This window comes from Cobetia sp. MC34 (assembly GCF_018340035.1).
Taxonomy (GTDB): Bacteria; Pseudomonadota; Gammaproteobacteria; order Pseudomonadales; family Halomonadaceae; genus Cobetia; species Cobetia amphilecti.
This window is the reverse complement of record NZ_JADPPY010000007.1, coordinates 1-17,574: the sequence shown is the minus strand read 5'-3', so window position 1 is coordinate 17,574 and position 17,574 is coordinate 1. Positions and strand designations below refer to the sequence as shown.

15 protein-coding genes are annotated in these 17,574 nt (G+C 62.3%); 7 read left to right on the top strand and 8 right to left on the bottom strand.

What is annotated here, in order from left to right; genetic code table 11:
* The first annotated feature begins 9 nt into the window (after window positions 1-9).
* The 4 genes from IZU87_RS05605 (at window position 10) to IZU87_RS05590 (ending at window position 4,035) form a co-directional block, all read left to right on the top strand.
* Complete coding sequence (locus tag IZU87_RS05605; protein ID WP_213113944.1) at window positions 10-1,236, top strand: TRAP transporter substrate-binding protein; 1,227 nt, start codon at window positions 10-12, stop codon at window positions 1,234-1,236.
* On the top strand, window positions 1,236-1,817 hold the full coding sequence (locus tag IZU87_RS05600; RefSeq protein ID WP_082388272.1) for a TRAP transporter small permease: 582 nt from the start codon (window positions 1,236-1,238) through the stop codon (window positions 1,815-1,817). Before IZU87_RS05605 ends, IZU87_RS05600 begins: the two co-directional genes overlap by 1 nt.
* A 10-nt stretch (window positions 1,818-1,827) precedes the next feature.
* Complete coding sequence (locus IZU87_RS05595; RefSeq protein ID WP_054555518.1) at window positions 1,828-3,105, top strand: TRAP transporter large permease; 1,278 nt, start codon at window positions 1,828-1,830, stop codon at window positions 3,103-3,105.
* 171 nt (window positions 3,106-3,276) lie between these two features.
* Complete coding sequence (locus IZU87_RS05590; protein WP_043331346.1) at window positions 3,277-4,035, top strand: IclR family transcriptional regulator; 759 nt, start codon at window positions 3,277-3,279, stop codon at window positions 4,033-4,035.
* Between the two features lie 206 nt (window positions 4,036-4,241).
* Here IZU87_RS05590 and IZU87_RS05585 read toward each other — a convergent pair whose 3' ends face one another.
* The 4 genes from IZU87_RS05585 to IZU87_RS05570 all read right to left on the bottom strand — a co-directional run bounded on the left by IZU87_RS05585 (window position 4,242) and on the right by IZU87_RS05570 (window position 7,933).
* Window positions 4,242-4,718 carry a universal stress protein gene (locus IZU87_RS05585; RefSeq protein WP_213113943.1) on the bottom strand — a complete coding sequence of 159 codons (477 nt, stop codon included), beginning with the start codon at window positions 4,716-4,718 and terminating at the stop codon, window positions 4,242-4,244.
* Window positions 4,719-4,763: 45 nt separating this feature from the next.
* Window positions 4,764-6,107: a TRAP transporter large permease gene (locus IZU87_RS05580; protein ID WP_197738683.1), complete on the bottom strand. Its 1,344-nt coding sequence runs from the start codon at window positions 6,105-6,107 to the stop codon at window positions 4,764-4,766.
* Window positions 6,104-6,682: a TRAP transporter small permease gene (locus IZU87_RS05575; RefSeq protein WP_213113942.1), complete on the bottom strand. Its 579-nt coding sequence runs from the start codon at window positions 6,680-6,682 to the stop codon at window positions 6,104-6,106. The genes IZU87_RS05580 and IZU87_RS05575 overlap by 4 nt, the downstream gene beginning before the upstream one ends.
* A 159-nt stretch (window positions 6,683-6,841) precedes the next feature.
* On the bottom strand, window positions 6,842-7,933 hold the full coding sequence (locus tag IZU87_RS05570; RefSeq protein WP_249330452.1) for a TRAP transporter substrate-binding protein: 1,092 nt from the start codon (window positions 7,931-7,933) through the stop codon (window positions 6,842-6,844).
* A gap of 487 nt (window positions 7,934-8,420) precedes the next feature.
* Between IZU87_RS05570 and pdxR the strand changes: the two genes are divergently transcribed.
* Entirely contained in the window at window positions 8,421-10,040 is a 1,620-nt protein-coding gene (gene pdxR, locus IZU87_RS05565) for a MocR-like pyridoxine biosynthesis transcription factor PdxR (RefSeq protein ID WP_213113941.1), read from the top strand.
* 211 nt (window positions 10,041-10,251) lie between these two features.
* Here pdxR and IZU87_RS05560 read toward each other — a convergent pair whose 3' ends face one another.
* The 3 genes from IZU87_RS05560 to thiO form a co-directional block, all read right to left on the bottom strand.
* Window positions 10,252-11,715 (bottom strand): NAD(P)/FAD-dependent oxidoreductase, encoded by a 1,464-nt coding sequence (locus IZU87_RS05560; RefSeq protein WP_225347074.1) that lies wholly within the window; start codon window positions 11,713-11,715, stop codon window positions 10,252-10,254.
* 116 nt (window positions 11,716-11,831) lie between these two features.
* A complete protein-coding gene (locus tag IZU87_RS05555) occupies window positions 11,832-12,218 on the bottom strand; it encodes a nuclear transport factor 2 family protein (protein WP_054555520.1) in 387 nt (128 codons plus the stop codon).
* A 195-nt stretch (window positions 12,219-12,413) separates the two neighbouring features.
* Window positions 12,414-13,553 carry a glycine oxidase ThiO gene (gene thiO / locus IZU87_RS05550; RefSeq protein ID WP_213113940.1) on the bottom strand — a complete coding sequence of 380 codons (1,140 nt, stop codon included), beginning with the start codon at window positions 13,551-13,553 and terminating at the stop codon, window positions 12,414-12,416.
* Between the two features lie 171 nt (window positions 13,554-13,724).
* Here thiO and IZU87_RS05545 point away from each other — a divergent pair, with 171 nt between their 5' ends.
* Entirely contained in the window at window positions 13,725-14,822 is a 1,098-nt protein-coding gene (locus tag IZU87_RS05545; RefSeq protein ID WP_286173893.1) for an AAA family ATPase, read from the top strand.
* A complete protein-coding gene (locus tag IZU87_RS05540) occupies window positions 14,819-16,567 on the top strand; it encodes a cobaltochelatase CobT-related protein (RefSeq protein ID WP_213113939.1) in 1,749 nt (582 codons plus the stop codon). The genes IZU87_RS05545 and IZU87_RS05540 overlap by 4 nt, the downstream gene beginning before the upstream one ends.
* Here the strand turns inward: IZU87_RS05540 and IZU87_RS05535 are convergent.
* On the bottom strand, window positions 16,555-17,364 hold the full coding sequence (locus IZU87_RS05535) for a DUF4231 domain-containing protein (protein WP_283248877.1): 810 nt from the start codon (window positions 17,362-17,364) through the stop codon (window positions 16,555-16,557). The two genes, IZU87_RS05540 and IZU87_RS05535, sit on opposite strands and share 13 nt — an antisense overlap.
* Window positions 17,365-17,574: the final 210 nt, after the last annotated feature.

Here is a 17,574-nt window from a genome sequence, read left to right as displayed (position 1 = left end):
AGCACTACCATGCCATCGCCACTCAGCAAGCTGTCACGCCGTGACTTCCTCGACATCTCGGGTCGCTTCGGTCTGACCTCGACCCTGCTGGCCGCCACCGGCCTCGGCGCAGGTCTCACCGCGTCCACGCTGGCGCGCGCCGCCGACCAGGAGCAGCAGAAACGCTACAAGACAGCGCCCAAGTTCCAGCTGCGCTTCGGTGCCTCGGGCTTCAATGAGCGCAATCTCGATATCCAGAAATCCGGTCAGCTGTTCTTCGCGCGTGACCTGGAAGAGCGCACCAACGGCGCCATCCGCGTCGAGTTCATGGGCAGCAACGAGGTCTGCAACCAGCTGGACTGCGTCGGCAAGACCCAGCAGGGCATCGTCGATATCTACTCGGCCTCCACCCAGAATTCCTCGGGCAGCGCGCCGTATCTGAACGTGCTCGATTTCGCCTACATGTTCCCCACCGTCGCCTCGATGTTCCACTTCTTCTATCACAAGAAGAGTGAGCAGCTGCTGCGCGAACCGCTGCGCCATCGCCACAACCTGCAGTTCCTGTTCACCCACTGTGACCTGCGCGGCATCATGCTCGGCCTCAAGTGGCAGGACAAACCGCTGGTCACCAGCATCGATGATCTCAAGGGCACCAAGAATCGCGTCACCGGCACCCAGATGGGACGCATCGCGATGGAGCAGCTGGGCCTGAACCCGGTGCCGGTCGCCTGGGAAGAGACCCTCGATGGCCTGCGTCAGGGCCTGCTGGATGGCGCCGAGACCTGGATGAGCGCCGTGGCCTACGCCGGCATGGCACCGGTGGTGTCCCAGGCGGTCGACCTGCGCTTCTTCGCCGGTACCGAACACACCGGCATGAGCCTGCCCAAGTTCGACAGCCTCGGTTCCGAGCTGCAGGACCAGGTGATGGAGTCCGCCTACTGCGCGCAGATCTTCACCCAGGGCATGAACGAGGCCGGGCGCTTCGAGATCGTCGGTGCCACCGAGCACCCCGCCGCCGGCACCGTCTTCGCCGAGAACAACGTGCGCGTGGCGCCGCTGTCGGACGCCGAACGCTCACGCGCCGAACAGATGTGCTCGCCGGAATTCAATCCCGATCCGTGGGAGCAGTGGCGCGAACGCCTCAACAAGTGGTCCGGCGGTCTCGATATCTATCAGGAAATCCATGATGTCGCGCGCGAGATTCCGCGTGATGTCGCCGCCGTCAACGTCAAGCCGCAGCGCTGGTGGAGGGGGTAATGGGCGATACCACCATTTTCAGCCAACCGACCAAGAAACCTGCCCTCAAGAAGGCCGCGCCCTGGGCGCGCCCCTTCCTGTGGCTGGATGCCCATCTGGAACAGGTCGTCATTCTGATCGCCTATTCCGGCATGGCCGGCATCATCTTCGTCGAAGTCATCCGGCGCTTCTTCTTCGGCCTGCAGGCCCCCTGGAGCACCAGCATTCCCGTGCTGCTGTTCCTGTGGCTGACCTGGTTCGGCGCCTCGCTCAACGTCAAGAAGCGCACCCACCTGAGCCTCAACGAGATTCGCATGAAGCTACCGCGCGGTGGCCAGTTCGCCTGTCTGATCCTCGATGCCGTGCTGTGGATCGGCTTCGGGCTGATGGTGATCTACTTCACCACCACCCAGGTGACGCTGGCCTACGACAACTACGCCATCGTGCCGGGCACCGACAACGTCATGCAGTGGTGGTTCTATCTCGCCACACCGCTGGCGTGGGTGATGATCATCTATCGCGTACTGCAGAACCTCTACGCCGACTGGGCGCGCTATCGCCGCGGCGATTCCTTCAACCTGCAACCGTCCATCATGGACTGAGGAGGTCAGCATGACAGACGGTATCTGGATCTCCCTGATCACGGCGGGCGTGACCGCCTTCTTCCTGCTCGGCGTGCCCATCTTCCTGGTCATCGGCCTGTGGGTGGTCGGCACCAGTCTGGTGATCGACTTCACGCTGGCCAATGTCGGCGTCACCCTCTTCCAGGGCCTGAGCTTCTTCGGCCTGCTGGCGTTGCCGCTGTTCATCCTCACGGGGGACCTGATCAACGCGGCGGGCATCGCCAAGCGACTCTCCGACTTCGCCTACTCGACGCTGAGCTGGATGCGCGGCGGGATGGGCATGTCGACCCTCGGCGCCTGCGGGCTGTTCGCGGCGATTTCCGGCTCCAACGCTGGTACCACCGCCACCATCGGTTCGATCATGCAGCCCGAGATGGTCAAGAACGGCTATGACGAACGCTTCGCCGCCGCCACGGCGGCCTCCGGCGGCACCGTGGGCATCATCATTCCGCCCAGCATCATCTTCATCGTCTACGGCTTCATGATGAACCTGTCGATCAGTGACCTGTTCATCGCCGGCATGGTGCCGGGCGCCCTGATGGTGGTCGCGATGATGGGCGCCTGCTATCTGGTGGCGCGCAAGAATGGCTGGGGCCAGCTGCAGCCCTTCAAGGCCGGTGTCAGCGCCAGGCTGGCGCGCAAGGCCTACCTGGGCTTCGCGACCATCGGCGTGGTGGTCTACGGCATCTACTCGGGCAAGTTCTCGCCGACCGAAGCCGCCGCCATCACCGTGGGCTTCACCATGATCGCGGGGCTGTTGATCACCCGCGAGATCAGCCTCAGGAAGCTGCCGACCATCATGCTGCGCTCGGGTCAGATCGCCGGCATGCTGGCGCCGCTGATCGCCATCTCGGTGGTCATGCAGCAGCTGCTGTCGGTGCTGGGTGCCGGTCAGGCGCTGAGCGAGATGCTCAGCGGCATCGACAACTATTACCTGACGCTGGGCACCTGCATGCTGATCATCCTGCTGGCGGGCATGATTCTGGAAAGTCTGCCGGTGACGATCATCCTGGCGCCGATTCTCGCGCCCATCGCCCAGCAGGCCGGGGTCGACCCGATCCACTTCTCGGTCATCTTCCTGGTCGGTGCCGCCATCGGCTTCGTCACGCCACCCTTCGGGCTCAACCTGTACGTGGCCAGCAGCATCACCGGCATTTCCTACGTCAGACTGGTCAAGTACGTGATTCCCTACTTCATCGCGCTGATCGCCTGCTGGCTGGCCATCTGCCTGGTGCCTTCCCTTTCCCTGTTCCTGGTAAACCTGTAACACTAGCCTCATCGACAGCCCCGCGAGGGGCTGTCTTCGTCTCATCAGGGCAGCCTTCGCCAAGGGGCCCACTGCCGTGATGAATCGATGCACTGACGCCTTGCCACCCTGCCCCTGTCGGCCCCGGTCACCCCGAGTGACATGCGCCCGACAGCAGGATGAGGACACTAGATGAGCAAAGACACGCCCACCAATTCGACGCTCTTTCGCGCACTCGGCCTGCTGGAAGAAATCGTCACCACCCAGCACGCCGTCAGCGCCGCCGACCTCGAGAAGCGCTTCGACATCCCCAAGCCGACTGTCCATCGCCTGCTCAAGCAGCTGGAAGAACAGCAGCTGATCAGCCGTGATCTGGATGGCCGTCACCTGCTGCCCGGCCCGCGCTTTCGGCGCATGTCGCTGGGTGCACTGGCCAATGAAGGCCTCAAGGTGCCGCGCCGTGTCCTGCTGGAACGGCTGGCGAAGGAAGTCGGCGAGACCTGCAACCTGACGCTGCTCGATGGCCACGAGGTGATGTATTACGACCGCGTGGAAACCAACTGGCCGGTGCGCATCCAGCTGGCGCCCGGTTCACGCCTGCCGCTGCACTGCACCGCGAGCGGCAAGCTGTTTCTGGCGCTGATGCCGCTGCATCGCCGCCGCGCCCTGCTCGCCCACCTGGCGCTGGAGGCGCACACGCCCTGCACCCTGACCTCGCGTGCCACGCTGGAAGAGGCACTCGACACCGTGGCGCGCAATCAGCTGAGCACCGATGATGAGGAGTTCATCCAGGGCATGGTCGCCATCGCGGTGCCGGTCTTCGATGAGGTCGGCCAGATCCAGGCGACATTGGCGATCCACGCGCCGCGCCTGCGCCACTCCATCGACTCCCTGCTGGAGTGGGCGCCGCTGATGCGCCAGATCGCCACTGAGCTGGAAGGCACACTTTGATGCGTGCACCTTGTGCGCACATGACTCATGAGGTGATCCCGTCCAGCCCCGGGTGACACCTGAGCCACGCTGACGATGGGCCATGATCCAAAACGCTCGCCCCCGCAGACAGTGATTGTCTGCGGGGGCGAGCTTTTTTCAGCGGACTTTTTTTCATCTGCCAAATTGCTGAGTACCGCTATCCCTCAAGCGTTTCTCTCCTGCGGTCAGGGCGTCGGTACCACCACCACCGGAATGCTGGCGCGCTTGATCACCCCCTTGGTGACCTTGCCCGCATAGGAGGCCACGAAGCCGCGCTTGTTGGTGGCCATGATGATCATGTCGCAGTCATGGCGCGTGGCGTAGCGGATGATCTCCGAGGCCGGGTAGCCCTCCACCACATTCAGTCCGGCGATCACCGGGCGCGGGTCGCCGTTGTCATGGGTGCTCCAGAAGTCCTCCAGCATCTTTTCCAGGCTCTCTTTCGCCTGATCGAGCCGCTGCTGCATCAGGCCCTCCAGCGTCGGCTTGTGACGGATGTTGACCTTGAGGGTGTTCATCACATCATCCGAGAGTGACTTGACGGCGTGCAGCACGTGCAGCTCGGCGCCAGTCGCGCCCGCCAGCCACACCGAGCGCGCCAAGACCCGCTCGCAGTCTCCTCGCAGGCCCACACAACACAGAATCCGTTTGACTGCCGGCATCGTCCTTCTCCTCATTCGTTGCAGGGCTGACGTTCAGGTGGTGCTTCAGTACCCCATTACCCTGGGTAACCACAGCGAGATTTCAGGCACATAGGCGATCAGGAAGATGGCCGCCACCGAGCCCGCCGCGAACGGCAATGCCTTCAGGGATATCTCCTCGATGGAGGCCCCGCCTATTCCCGAGGCCACGAAGAGGTTCTCCCCCAATGGCGGTGTCTGGAAGCCGATGGCCAGCGCGCAGACCACCACGATGCCGACGTGCACCGGGTCCATCCCCAGCATGTACATGATCGGCAGCAGCACCGGGGTGAGAATCATGATCGCGGCCAGTGTCTCCATGAACATGCCGACGAACAGCAGGAAGAAGATGATCATCGCCCAGATGAGGTAGAGGTTGTCGGTCATCGCCAGCATGCCCTCGGCGATATGGGCCGGCACGCGTTGCTCGACCAGCAGCCGCCCGAAGACCGTCGCCGTGAACAGGATCAGCAGCACGCGACCGGTGATCCAGGTGGTGGTCTCCAGGGTGCGCAGCGTCGGCTTCCACTTGAGTTCCTTGTGCAGGAAGATGCCGACGATCAGGGTGTAGACGATGGCGACGATGGCGGATTCGGTCGGCGTGAAGAGGCCGCTGTAGATGCCGCCCAGGATGATGAAGGGCGCCAGCATCGACCAGACGCCCTTCTTCAAGGTGGCGCGGATATGTGGCCACGACCAGCTGTTGGTCAGCCCGCGATAGCCGCGTTTCTTCGAGATCACGTAGTTGATCATCAGCAGGAAGCCGGCGATCACCACGCCGGGCATGACGCCGGCGATGAACAGTTTCGGGATCGACAGTGTCTGGAAGTCACCGTGCATGGCCACCGCTTCGGGCGGCGGCTGCAGCCCCATGCCGGAAATCCCGAAGATCACCATCGGGATCGACGGCGGAATCACCACCCCCAGCCCGCCGGAAGAGGCCGTGATCGCCGAGGCATAGCCACGGTCGTAACCGCGCTTGGCCATCGCCGGAATCATCAGCATGCCGACCGCCGCCGTGGTGGCCGGTCCCGAGCCGGAAATCGCGCCGAAGAACATGCAGGCAAATACCGTGGCGGCGGCAAGTCCGCCCGTTACCGGCCCGGCGAAGGCCTCGGCGATATCGACCAGCCGTCGCGAGATGCCGGCGGCCTCCATCAGCGCCCCGGCCAGAATGAAGGCCGGTAGGGCCATCAGCGGGAAGGAACCCACCGAGGTAAAGGCGATCTGCACGAACGCCATCGGGTTTTCATCGATGCTCAGATAGGTCGCCAGCGCCGCGACACCCAGCGAGACGGTGATCGGTGCGCCCAGTACCAGCAGCAGGAAGAAGACGCCAAACAGGATGTAGATGATGGTGGAATCGATCATGACTTGCCGCCCTCCTGTCTGTCACTGGGCTGTGGATCAATGGCCTGGCCGTCACCGCCCTGCTTCAATTCCTCCATTGCCTGGAAATCCGGGTCCACGATGTCTTCCTTGCGCACGAACTTGAGATAATTGGTCTGGATGATGCGCACCGTCATGGCGGTAAAGGCCAGCGGCAGAATCAGATAGAAGTACTTCATCGGCACACCCAGCGTCTGTGACTTCCAGAACAGATTCATCTTGTTGAACACGAAGTCGTAGCTGTAATAGATGAACACCGCATTGAAGACGATCCAGATGATATCGGTCAGAACACCGCAGAGGGTTTCCACCCAACGCGGCAGGAATCGAAACTGGAAGGTCACGCGGTTATGCGCCGACATGCGTGTGGCGTAGACGGCCCCTAGATAGGCAAACCACACGAAGGCATAGGTCGCCAACTCGTCTCCCCAGGGAATCGAGTAGCTGAAAAGGTTACGCAGCATGATCTGCGTGAAGAGAATGATGACAAACACCACCAGCAGAAACTGGCAGAGATAGTTCTCGATATTATCCAGAAACTTCAACAATACCCGCATGGATACACATCCCCCGACATCGCCAGCGATGACCACTTGACGCCACGTCTCCCCTGCCAGCGATCACATGTCGACGACATGCTTGGCATGCTCATGACAGGTGCCGGCAGGCAGGGGAATCCGGGCGGGCCTTGAAAGCCTCAGCCGTTCAGGAGGTCATCAGGGCGCGGTGGACGGATCACGCCCGAGGGTCTCGAGCACCTCGACCAGCTTGTCGCGGCCGCCGATGCTGTCGTAGAAGTCCGGCCAGATGCTGGAGGCCTTGGCGATCCATTCCTGCTCGTCATTGGCGGGCTGGGTGATGGTCATGCCGTGCTCTTCCACCAGCGATTTCTTGATGGAATCCTCGGTGGCCAGCAGGTAGTCATAGCTGTGCGACGTCGCCTCTTCACCGGCCGCCAGCACCAGTTGCTGGTTCTCTTCGCTGAGGCTCTGGAAGGTGCCTTCGCCCATGATCAGCGGTTCCATCGAGAACACGTAACAGCTGTCGGTGACGTGGTTCTGCACCTCATAGAACTTCATGGCATCGATGGTGATGTAGGGATTGTCCTGACCATCGACGACGCCCTGTTGCAGGGCGGTGAAGGTCTCGGACCACGCCAGCGGGTTGGGGTTGACGCCCCAGGACTGGTAGGAGGAGATCATGATCTCGTTCTTGGGCACGCGAATGACCATGCCTTCCAGGTCTTCCGGTGAGGCGACCGCCTGCTTGGAATTGGTCAGACGGCGGCAGCCAGAATAGGCCCAGCCCAGAATGCGGATACCGGAATCGCGCAGGGTGTTCTCGCGCAGCTCATCGCCTATCTTGCCTTGCGTCAGCGCCTTGGCATCGTCCGGGCCGTGGATGACATACGGCAGGGTCAGCACGCCGACGGTCGGCGAGAATGGCGTCAGGTTGTTGATCGCCACCACGGACAGGTCAACGAGGCCCATGCTGGCGTTGTTGACGGTATCCTGCTCGCTGCCCAGCTGGCCGTTGGGGAACAGGTCCACCTTGATGTCGCCGCCGGATTTCTCTTCCACCAGGCTTGCGAAGGTCTTGCCCAGTTCATACTGGGTGCCGCCGGCCGCATCACCGAGGGCCATCTTCCAGGTTGCGGCATTGGCGCCAGCGGCCATGCTCAGGCTCGCGGCAGCCACCGCGATGGCCAGCGAGGACTTGAAGGCGCTGGCGCGAGATACGCTGGTGCAAGATACGCCAGTGCGAGTCAGCAAGCGGAGGTCTGAAAGGGTCTGTGTCGAGTCGATCATCTTGTCTGTCCCGTCGTTATTGTTGTTGCGGGCTCCTGACGGCTGCGCGTGATAGCGAGCGGGGTACTGCACCTCATATCGTCAATGACTTCGCGTCTGCACCACTATCTTGCAGCGCCTCATGTCATTCACGATTGCCATCACCTGCTCATCTACAGCCCCAGGAAAGGGAGTGTGAAGTCGCGTCGTGCTTGAACTGTGCTTTCGTTGTACCTGCCAGATCACTTTCTCCCCGTGCGCCATTCCTCGATAGAACCAGTCCGTCGGCATCGATGGGGCCAGTCCCGGCTGGCTATTGCTCTCCCGACGGGGGTCTGCCTCAATGAAGCCGTACCGGTGGCTGCCACCTCAGGGCAGGCAGCGTCCCGCGCGCCACTCACTGACGGCGCACCGCGGGGCAATCAGGTACAGAAAATGCATATAAAACGGGCACTTCCGCTGGAAAGTCCTCGTGACGACACGCTCGCGAAAACAATAGAGAACACGCATGAGCCACCCGCTGTTTCACCTCGATTCCTCGCGCAAGGAAAGCCTGCAATTCCAGATTCGCGAGCAGATTTCCCAGGCGATTCTCGAAGGCCATCTGCCACGTGATGTCGCGCTGCCCTCCAGCCGCAAGCTGGCCCGCGAGCTGAATGTCGCGCGCAATACCGTGATGCTGGCCTACGAGCAGCTGCTGGAAGACGGCTTTCTGATCGCCCGCGAGCGCAGCGGTTACTTCATCAATCCCGAGATTCTCAAGGGTCGCGCCGACACGCCGGTGCGCCTCAATGACATCGAGGCCGACAGCCTCGACTGGGATGAGCGGCTGGCCTTCAAGCCTTCTGTGCAGCGCGCCATCGAGAAACCCGGCGACTGGCACCAGTACGACTATCCCTTTCTCTATGGCCAGCTGGACCCGGAATTCTTCCCCACCCAGCACTGGCGCGAATGCAGCCGCGACTCGATGAGCGTGCCGTCGATTCGCAGCTGGTCGGTGGACCATCTCAACAATGACGACCCGCTGCTGATCGAGCAGATTCACCAGCGGCTGCTGCCCCGCCGCGGTGTCTGGGCAAGCCCGGAGGAAATCCTGATCACGGTGGGCACGCAGCAGGCGCTGTGGATCAGCTGCATGCTGCTGCTCAAGCAGGGCCAGCGCTTCGCGATGGAGAACCCCGGCTACGTCGACATGTACAACATCGCCAGCACCTTCACCGATGACATCCAGCTGTTGCCCATCGACGACAAGGGCATGCAGCCGCTGGAATCGCTCAAGGACTGCCGCCTGGTGTATGTCACGCCCAGCCACCAGTCGCCGACGACCATCACCCTGCCGCTGGAGCGCCGCCGCCAGCTGCTGGACATGGCCGAGACCGGCAACTTCCTGATCATCGAGGACGACTACGAGAGCGAGAGCAACTACGCCGACAACCCGACACCCGCGCTCAAGAGCCTCGACCGCCACAAGCGCGTCATCTATGTCGGCAGCCTCTCCAAGACCCTCGCCCCCGGTCTGCGCCTGGGCTACATGGTCGCGCACCCGACCCTGATTCGAGAGGCCCGCGCCCTGCGCCGCCTGATGCTGCGCCATCCGCCGACCAACAATCAGCGTGCGGTGGGGCTGTTCATCGCGCGCGGCTATCACGACAGCCTGATCAATCAGATGCACCAGGTGATGCAGCGGCGCTTCCTGCTGATGCGTGACGCCATCCAGCGCCATCTGCCGATGATGAGCACGCCGGCTACCTACGGCGGCTCCTGCTTCTGGATGCACGGCCCGAAGAATCTGAATGCCCACCGCCTGGCCGCCCTCGCCCGCGAGCAGAGCATCCTGATCGAGGTCGGTGACCTGCACTTCTTTTGCGATCGCAGCAGCCACCGCCACTACTTCCGGCTTGGCTTCTCGGCGATTCCGGAAGCACGCATCGAAGCCGGCATCCTCAAGCTGGCCGCGCTGGTGCCGCTGGCGATGGACGAGGCGCCGTCAGTTGCGGGCACAGAGACCGAAGCACCGGAGACGGACGCAACGAAGACGGACGCACCGGAAACACAAGCACAGTCGTTACCCCCTCAGCCCGCCCTGCCCACTCCCCACGGCGCATCACGTCGGCAGCGCGCCAGCTAGCCTGCCCCTTGCGAGGAGATGAAAGGCAAGGAGAAGAAAGGCGAGGCGAGCCGCCATAGCGACCATGGCTGAGGCAAACCCTGCGCCATTCCCAAGCAACGATAACTCGCAATGATTATCTTCTGGATAAGAAAAGTGCTCCCGCACCGATCATGAAACGCGATCAATGCGGGAGCATTCGGGTCATCGTGGCATCAGTGGCGAGTCACACCTACTGCGCCTCATCCTTCATCGCGTACCAGCGATACAGGCAACGCTGGCCGGTGCGGCGGAACGGTGCGAACAGCGGGGATTCGACCTTGTTGAGCACATTGGGGTACGGCAGGCGTGACTGGAAGATCGGCAGTACCAGGTCCGCCGCGTCCTTGGCGATCCACTGGGCGAGACGCTTGCCCGCCTGGGCGGAATACATCACGCCGTTGCCGCCATAGCCCATGGCGTAATAGATGCTCTGCTTGGGGTCCGGCTGATGGATGCGCGGCATCATGTCGTGGCTGACATCCACCCAGCCCCACCAGGAATAGTCGACCTCGATGCCGCTCAGCGCGGGGAACTTGCGGTGCATGTCGGCGATCAGCAGCTGCTCGTACTGCGCCTTGGGCGCGTCACGCCCCGAGACGGCACTGCGACTGCCGATCTGCAGGCGGTTGTCCGGCAGCAGGCGGTAGTAGTGGCGCAGCACGCGGGTGTCGGTGAGCACCTGGTGGGTATGGAAGCGGGTCGCCTCGATTTCCTGCGCCGTCAGCGGGCGCGTCACCAGCGAGTTGGAGAGCACCGGCATCAGGCGCTTGTCGAGCTCCGGATGCAGCTTGCCGGAGGTGTAGCCGCCAGTCGCCATGCCCACCGAGCGCGCCTTGACCACGCCACCCGGCGTCGTCAGATAGTGCACGCCATCGCGGGTCTCCCAGCTCTCCACCGGGCTTGCCGGGTGCACCTTGACGCCCAGGCGGCGCGCCTTGCGCAGATAGCCGAAGGCCAACTTGCCCGGGTGCACGCCGATACCTTCCGGCTCGTGCATCGCACCGCAGGCCTCTTCATCACCGACCCACTCATTGCGCACCGTGGCACCATCGATGATGCGGGCATCGTAATTGAAGGTCTCGCGCAACAGGCGTGCTTCCTTCTCCAGCCCCGGCATCATGCGCTCGCGGTGGGCGATATACAGGTGGCCGCCCGGCTGCGGATCGCAGTCGATGTCCTTGATCAGCTCCTTGAAATTCTCCATGCCCTCGACGCACTCGCGGTGCAGGCCGTGGGCGGCCTCGAGTCCGTAACGCTCGATCCACTGCGAACGCTTGAGGCGGCCGGTGGCGCACTGCGCCTGACCACCATTGCGGGTCGAACAGCCCCAGCTGACCCGATTGGCCTCCAGCACGGTGGCCTTGATGCCGTACTTCTCGGCCAGCACGATGGCGGCGGTCAGGCCCGTGAAACCGGAGCCGACGATCACCACATCGGCGTCGATATCGCCCATCACCGGCCCGTCGTCTGCCGGCGGCTCACCGGCGGTGGCAACCCAGTAGGTCGGCGCGTAGTCACGCCCTTCGCCGGGGGTGGCGCTCACCAGCGGGTCGTAGGCCGGGTCATACGGCCGCGAGGCCTGAGTGGCCGGGCGCTGCTCTGATTCGTTGCCCATGTCCGACGGCCGGGCGCCGTGCTGCACGATAGTTTCCATCTCGAACACCTCCTCTCACCTACGGGGCGCACGCCATGATCTGACGCCATGACGTGCTGCCCCCGAGGCAAAGACAGCTTCAGAAACCTCTTCCCTGATCGGTGCGCCGCTGGCGCTCAGACGTTGACGGGCGGACGGTTCTTGCGGAAAGCGTTCTTGATCGCGATCTTGCCGTCACGCAGCGTGAAGGCGTCGATCATGCGCGCTTCGCTGCGCGCGCCATCGGCGGTGGTGCCGGTGTAGGTGCTGATGACGAAGCCACGCTCGCCATCGGCGAAGATTTCCGCGTCGATCCACTGGGCATCCGGCGCGTTCTGCCAGGCGGCGGAGAGGCCCGCACGCACGGCGTCCTGACCGGCGAAGGTCTTGCCTTCGAGTTCCGGCCCGGCGATGGCGAGGAATTCGCAGTCATCGGTCATCATCGACAGGCAGTCGTCGATGTCGTGACGGTTGAGGGCGTCGCAGAAGGCGGTCAGCAGTTCGATGGTGGCTTGGTGAGTCATGGGTCGGGCTCCGCAGTCTTGTTGTTGGGCTTGTTGTTGAGCTGATGAGCGGCAGCAAGCGCTGCGCCATGACCCGAGACTACGCCGACACTTGCACCGCCCTTTAGCACCAGTTGGCTGCCACCGATTGGGCCAGTTGGCACCAGCGGGGCTGCCCTGGTGCCAACTGGTCCCATTGCGCCGCCTTGGGACGACTCAACCTGCGAGGGCCGTGGGCGCTGCCACGCCCGGTGGCATGAAGGCCTCCGCTGACATGAAGCTCTCGCGCCCGAGCAGGATGTCGCTGAGCAGGCGCGTGGCGGCGGGCGCCAGCACCAGGCCATTGCGGTAGTGACCGGCATTCACGTAGAGGCCATCAAGCCCCGGCACCGCGCCGATGAAGGGCGTGCCATCCGGCGTGCCCGGACGCAGACCGGCCCAGTGATGCTCCGGCGCCAGCTCACCCAACGCCGGCAGAATGCTCGCGGCGCTGGCATGCAAAGACTCACGTGCCTGCGCGGTGGTGGACTTGTCGAAGTCCTGATGCTCCAGGGTCGAGCCGATCAGAATCCGCCCATCGGCGCGCGGGATCACGTAGCGGCCATCGCACAGCACCACCCGCGACAGCAGCGGCACATCCACACTGCAAAGCCCCGCCGCCACCGGATTGAACACCATCATCTGGCCCTTCACCGGGCGCACCGGCAGCAGCACACCGGCGGCGGCCAGCAGCCTGCCACTCCAGGCGCCGCCACACACCACGACGATATCTGCGCTGACGGTCTCATCAACAAGCCGGACGCCCGTGACACGCGACGGGGTGGCAAGCACCAGCTGCGTGACCTCACAGTCTTCACGCACCCGGATACGCGGATGCGCCAGCAGACGCGCACGCAGCGCCTGACCGAGACGCGGATTGCGGATGCTGCCGAGCGTCGGCATCCACAGCGCCTGTTGATGGCCACTGACCAGATGCGGCTCGCGCGCGTAGAGCGCCTCACGCTCGATCACCTCCAGCGGCTTGTGCTGGGTACGCGCCCAGTCCAGCGCCAGCGCCTCATCCTCGACCCGCAGGTAGATCAGGCCCTTCTGGCGGTATTCGGGGTCGATGCCGGTGGCGTCCTTGAGCGCCTCGGCAAGTCTGGGGTATTCGCCTTCTGACCAACGTGACAGTGACGAGATGGCGCTCGAATAGCGCCACGGATACAGCGGCGAGACGATACCGCCACCGGCCCACGATGCCTCGCGTCCGCACTGACCGCGCTCCAGCAGCGTGACCGTCTGGCCGGCCTCGGCCAGCTGCCACGCCATCATCATGCCCATCACGCCGCCACCAATGATCAGGGTATCGCTCATCTGCCTTGCTCCTGCGGGGAATGAATAATCACAAATCTCATATTTCGATACGATTTGCATTATTTTTAGAAACAAAGCTATATTCACAGCATTACCGCCGCCCGTTTTGCCTGTCTCCCCGCGACAGGTCTGCCGGGCAGCCACCAACAAGAATGACGAGGGAGACACCCCGTGAGCGACGCCACCTTGACGCCTTCCAGCCGCGATACAAGCCCTGCCAGCGATGCAGGCCCCGCCGCCTCTGCCGAGCAGCCGCTGCCCGCCGGTCAGTTGCAGCCCACTGAGCTGCGCGGCGTGCGCGAGCTGTTCGGCATCGACAGTGATCTCAAGGTGCCGGTATTTCTGGAGCGCGACGCCCACGTACCGGAAATCGACCACGCCTATCGCTTCAATCCCGATGTCACCCTCGCCATTCTCGCCGGCTTCACCAACAACCGCCGCGTGATGGTTCAGGGCCTGCACGGCACCGGCAAATCGACCCATATCGAGCAGATCGCCGCGCGCCTCAACTGGCCGTGCCTGCGCGTCAATCTCGATGGCCATGTCAGCCGGCTGGACTTGGTCGGCAAGGACGCCATCGTGATTCGCGACGGCGTGCAGGTCACCGAATTCCAGGAGGGCATCGTGCCCTGGTCGCTGACCCGCCCCATCGCGCTGATCTTCGATGAGTACGATGCCGGCCGTCCGGACGTGATGTTCGTCATCCAGCGCATTCTGGAGCGCGACGGCCACTTCACGCTGCTCGATCAGAACCGCGTGATTCGCCCGCATCCGCAATTCCGGCTGTTCGCCACCGCCAATACCGTCGGGCTTGGCAATCAGGATGGGCTCTATCACGGCACCCAGCTGCTCAACCATGCGCAGATCGACCGCTGGAACATCGTCGCCAAGCTGGATTACCTGCCGCGTGAGGAAGAGGTGAAGATCGTGCTGGCGCGTGTGCCCGCCAAGGACAACGAGCGTGGCCGCGCCCTGATTCGCGCGATGGTCGCGGTGGCCGACCTCACCCGCAAGGGCTTCGCCAATGGCGACCTGTCGAGCCTGATGTCGCCGCGTACCGTGATCACCTGGGCGGAGAACTGCGAGATCTTCCGCAACCCGGCGCTGGCCTTCCGTCTCTCCTACCTCAACAAGTGCGATGAGCATGAGCGCCCGCTGGTCGCCGAGTTCTATCAGCGCTGTTTCGCCAAGGAGCTTGAGGAATCCGCGGCGCTGATGGAGAGCGACCTGATGGATGAACAGGACAGCGACAAGGGAGCCCGGGCATGAGTGCGGCCCAGCAGGTACGCCGTCGTCAGCAGTATCTCGAGGAGCTTTCGGCTGCGAGTCTCGGGGCACTCAGCGGTCAGGCCGGCTGGGCCTATCGGGGGCGGCGCCTGAGTCGGCATGCTCAGGCACTGCCATTGCGCACCCCGCATCTGCGCCTTGAGGAAGATGACTGCACGCTCGACAACTATCGCGCGGTCAGCGATGCCATCGCGCTGCGCCTGCTCCACACCGACGAGGCGCTGCATCTGGCGGCGCGTCCGGCGTTGCCGGAAACCCGCCTGATCTATGACCTGCTGGAGCAGCTGCGCGTCGAGGCGCTGGTCGACCCTGACATGCCCGGCGTGAAGGAGAATCTGGCGCGGCGCTTCACCGACTGGTGCCTGGCCTTCTATCACGCGGGCCTGACCGAGACGAGCAGCGGCATCCTCATCTACAGCGTCATCCAGTCGTGCTGGTCGCGCCTGATGGCCTGTGCGGTGATCCACGAGACGGAGGATTACATCGAGACGACGCGCGCCTCCTTCTATCAGGCGCTGGGCGCTGACATGGCGGGGCTGAGACGCACGCGTTTCGATCAGGCGGCCTATCAGCAGCATGCGCTGAACATCAGCCTGTGGCTGGAGCAGGAACTGGCCGCATCGCTGGAGGAGCAGGACGGCGAGGAGGATGACGAGTCTGAGGCCAGTCAGCGCTTCGCGCTGTTTCTGGAAAACGAGGATGAGGAAGCGAGCCTGCTCGAGGAGCAGGCGGCATCGCAGCTGCCGAGTCATCGGCGTGGCGCGCCGGAGGAATTGCTGCCCTATCAGGTGTTCACCACGGCCTATGACCGCGAGCTGGAACCGGCCAGGCGCATGCGCGCGGCCCTGCTCGATGAGTATCGTCAGGCGCTGGATACGCGTCTGGCGGAGCAGAAGATCAACGTGCGGCGCCTGGCACGTCAGCTGGCGCGCCATTTCAGCTCGCCGCAGCGTGAGGGCTGGCACTTCGGGGAGGAGGAAGGAATCATCGATGGGCGGCGGCTGAGTCAGGTGATTTCCTCGCCGGCCGAGCGGCGGGTCTTCCAGCGCGAGCGCTGGGTGCCCGAGGCCAGTGCGCAGGTCAGTTTCCTGATCGACTGCTCCGGTTCGATGAAGGTGCATGGCGAGGCGGTGGCGATGCTGATCGAGATACTCACCCGCGCGCTCGACATGGCCGGTGTGCCCACCGAGGTGCTCGGCTTCACCACTGGCGCCTGGAATGGCGGCCGCGCCCTGAAGGACTGGCGACGCGCCGGCAAGCCCGCGCGTCCGGGCCGCCTGAATGAAGTGCAGTATCTGGTCTTCAAGCCAGCCTCACTGGCGTGGCGCCGTGCGCGCCGCAACTTCGGCGCCCTGCTCAAGGCCGATCTCTACCGCGAAGGCGTGGATGGCGAAGCCGTGCAATGGGCCTGCTCACGACTCGCCGATAACACTCCTGCCGACGAAGGCGCACGCCGTCTGCTGGTCGTCATCTCCGATGGCAGCCCCTGTGACAGCGCCACCAACATGGCCAATGATGAACAGTACCTCGACAGCCACCTCAAGCAGGTGGTCGCGCAACAGACCCGCTCCGGCCGCCAGGCCATCCTCGGCCTCGGCGTCGGGCTGGACCTCAGTGCCTACTACCCCAACCAGCTGATCATCGATCTTGAACGCACCCTCGACAACGCCCTAGCCGATGAAATCGTCTATCACATGGCGCTGGCGTGTCGGCATCAGGGGATGTGAGGCGAGACACTATCTTCAGTTTTAGCTATCCATTGTGTGTGCTCTCTTGAGAATGCATTCTCAGCATCTCGGACAAAGTCTGAAAAATCAGAATCAGTATTAGAGTACTGAAGCTTTGTTTTAATAATGCCAATTTCATTAGCTGTTAGTGCATATGCTGAACTTATTTCTCTAAATCTTTTTAATTGCATCCACACTGTTATTGAACTTGCAGCAACAACAAGCATGCTAACAGGCCATATATCCAAGAAGCTAGGTGCAACCACTTTGGTAATCATAAGAGCAATAATTATGGATTGTACAAAGATCAAGAGTCCAAAGAAGATACTTCCTTTACGTTTATTCTGCTTACTCTTCTTCTCATACCAGACTAATTGATCATCGATACGCTCTTGAAGATAAAAAGCTTTCCTATCAGTCAAACTTTGAGACCTTACTTGCATCATACTACTGGTAATTTGATCATTAGTACAACTTTGACCTGAAAGAATCTCTCCTATTTGATTATTAGACCTCAAGATTTCAACAAGCAAGTCCGTGAATTTCTTATTAGCGTCTGATATTGACGCAGCGTCTAGGAAAGGATCTGCCCGCATCATATATCGCCAAGTAGCCGTTTTAACTGACTCAGCTACAGCTCTTGCGCCATACCATTTTCGCTCATACCGCTTCACTGCTATAAGGATTGAAATACCTAGTGCAGCTAAAAAAGAAAAAATACTTACCAATGATAAATCATGCTTTGCACAGGACATATTGCTGCACCAGCACCAAGCAGCAAAATAACAATATGACATAGATGAGTCTTTAACCCGGCTTATTCATGAGGCCGACCTGAAAACGAAGATGGCGAGTGGTTTTCTCTTGTAGAATCAGGATGTTCCTGCCAGAACACGATTCAAGAGGACCACTCGCCATGGGTGAAACCCTAACGACCTGGACGCCCTCATGCAACGGCTCTGTCCGTGTCGAGCTGAGCGGCCACCGCACCACCAGCGACAGCGGCG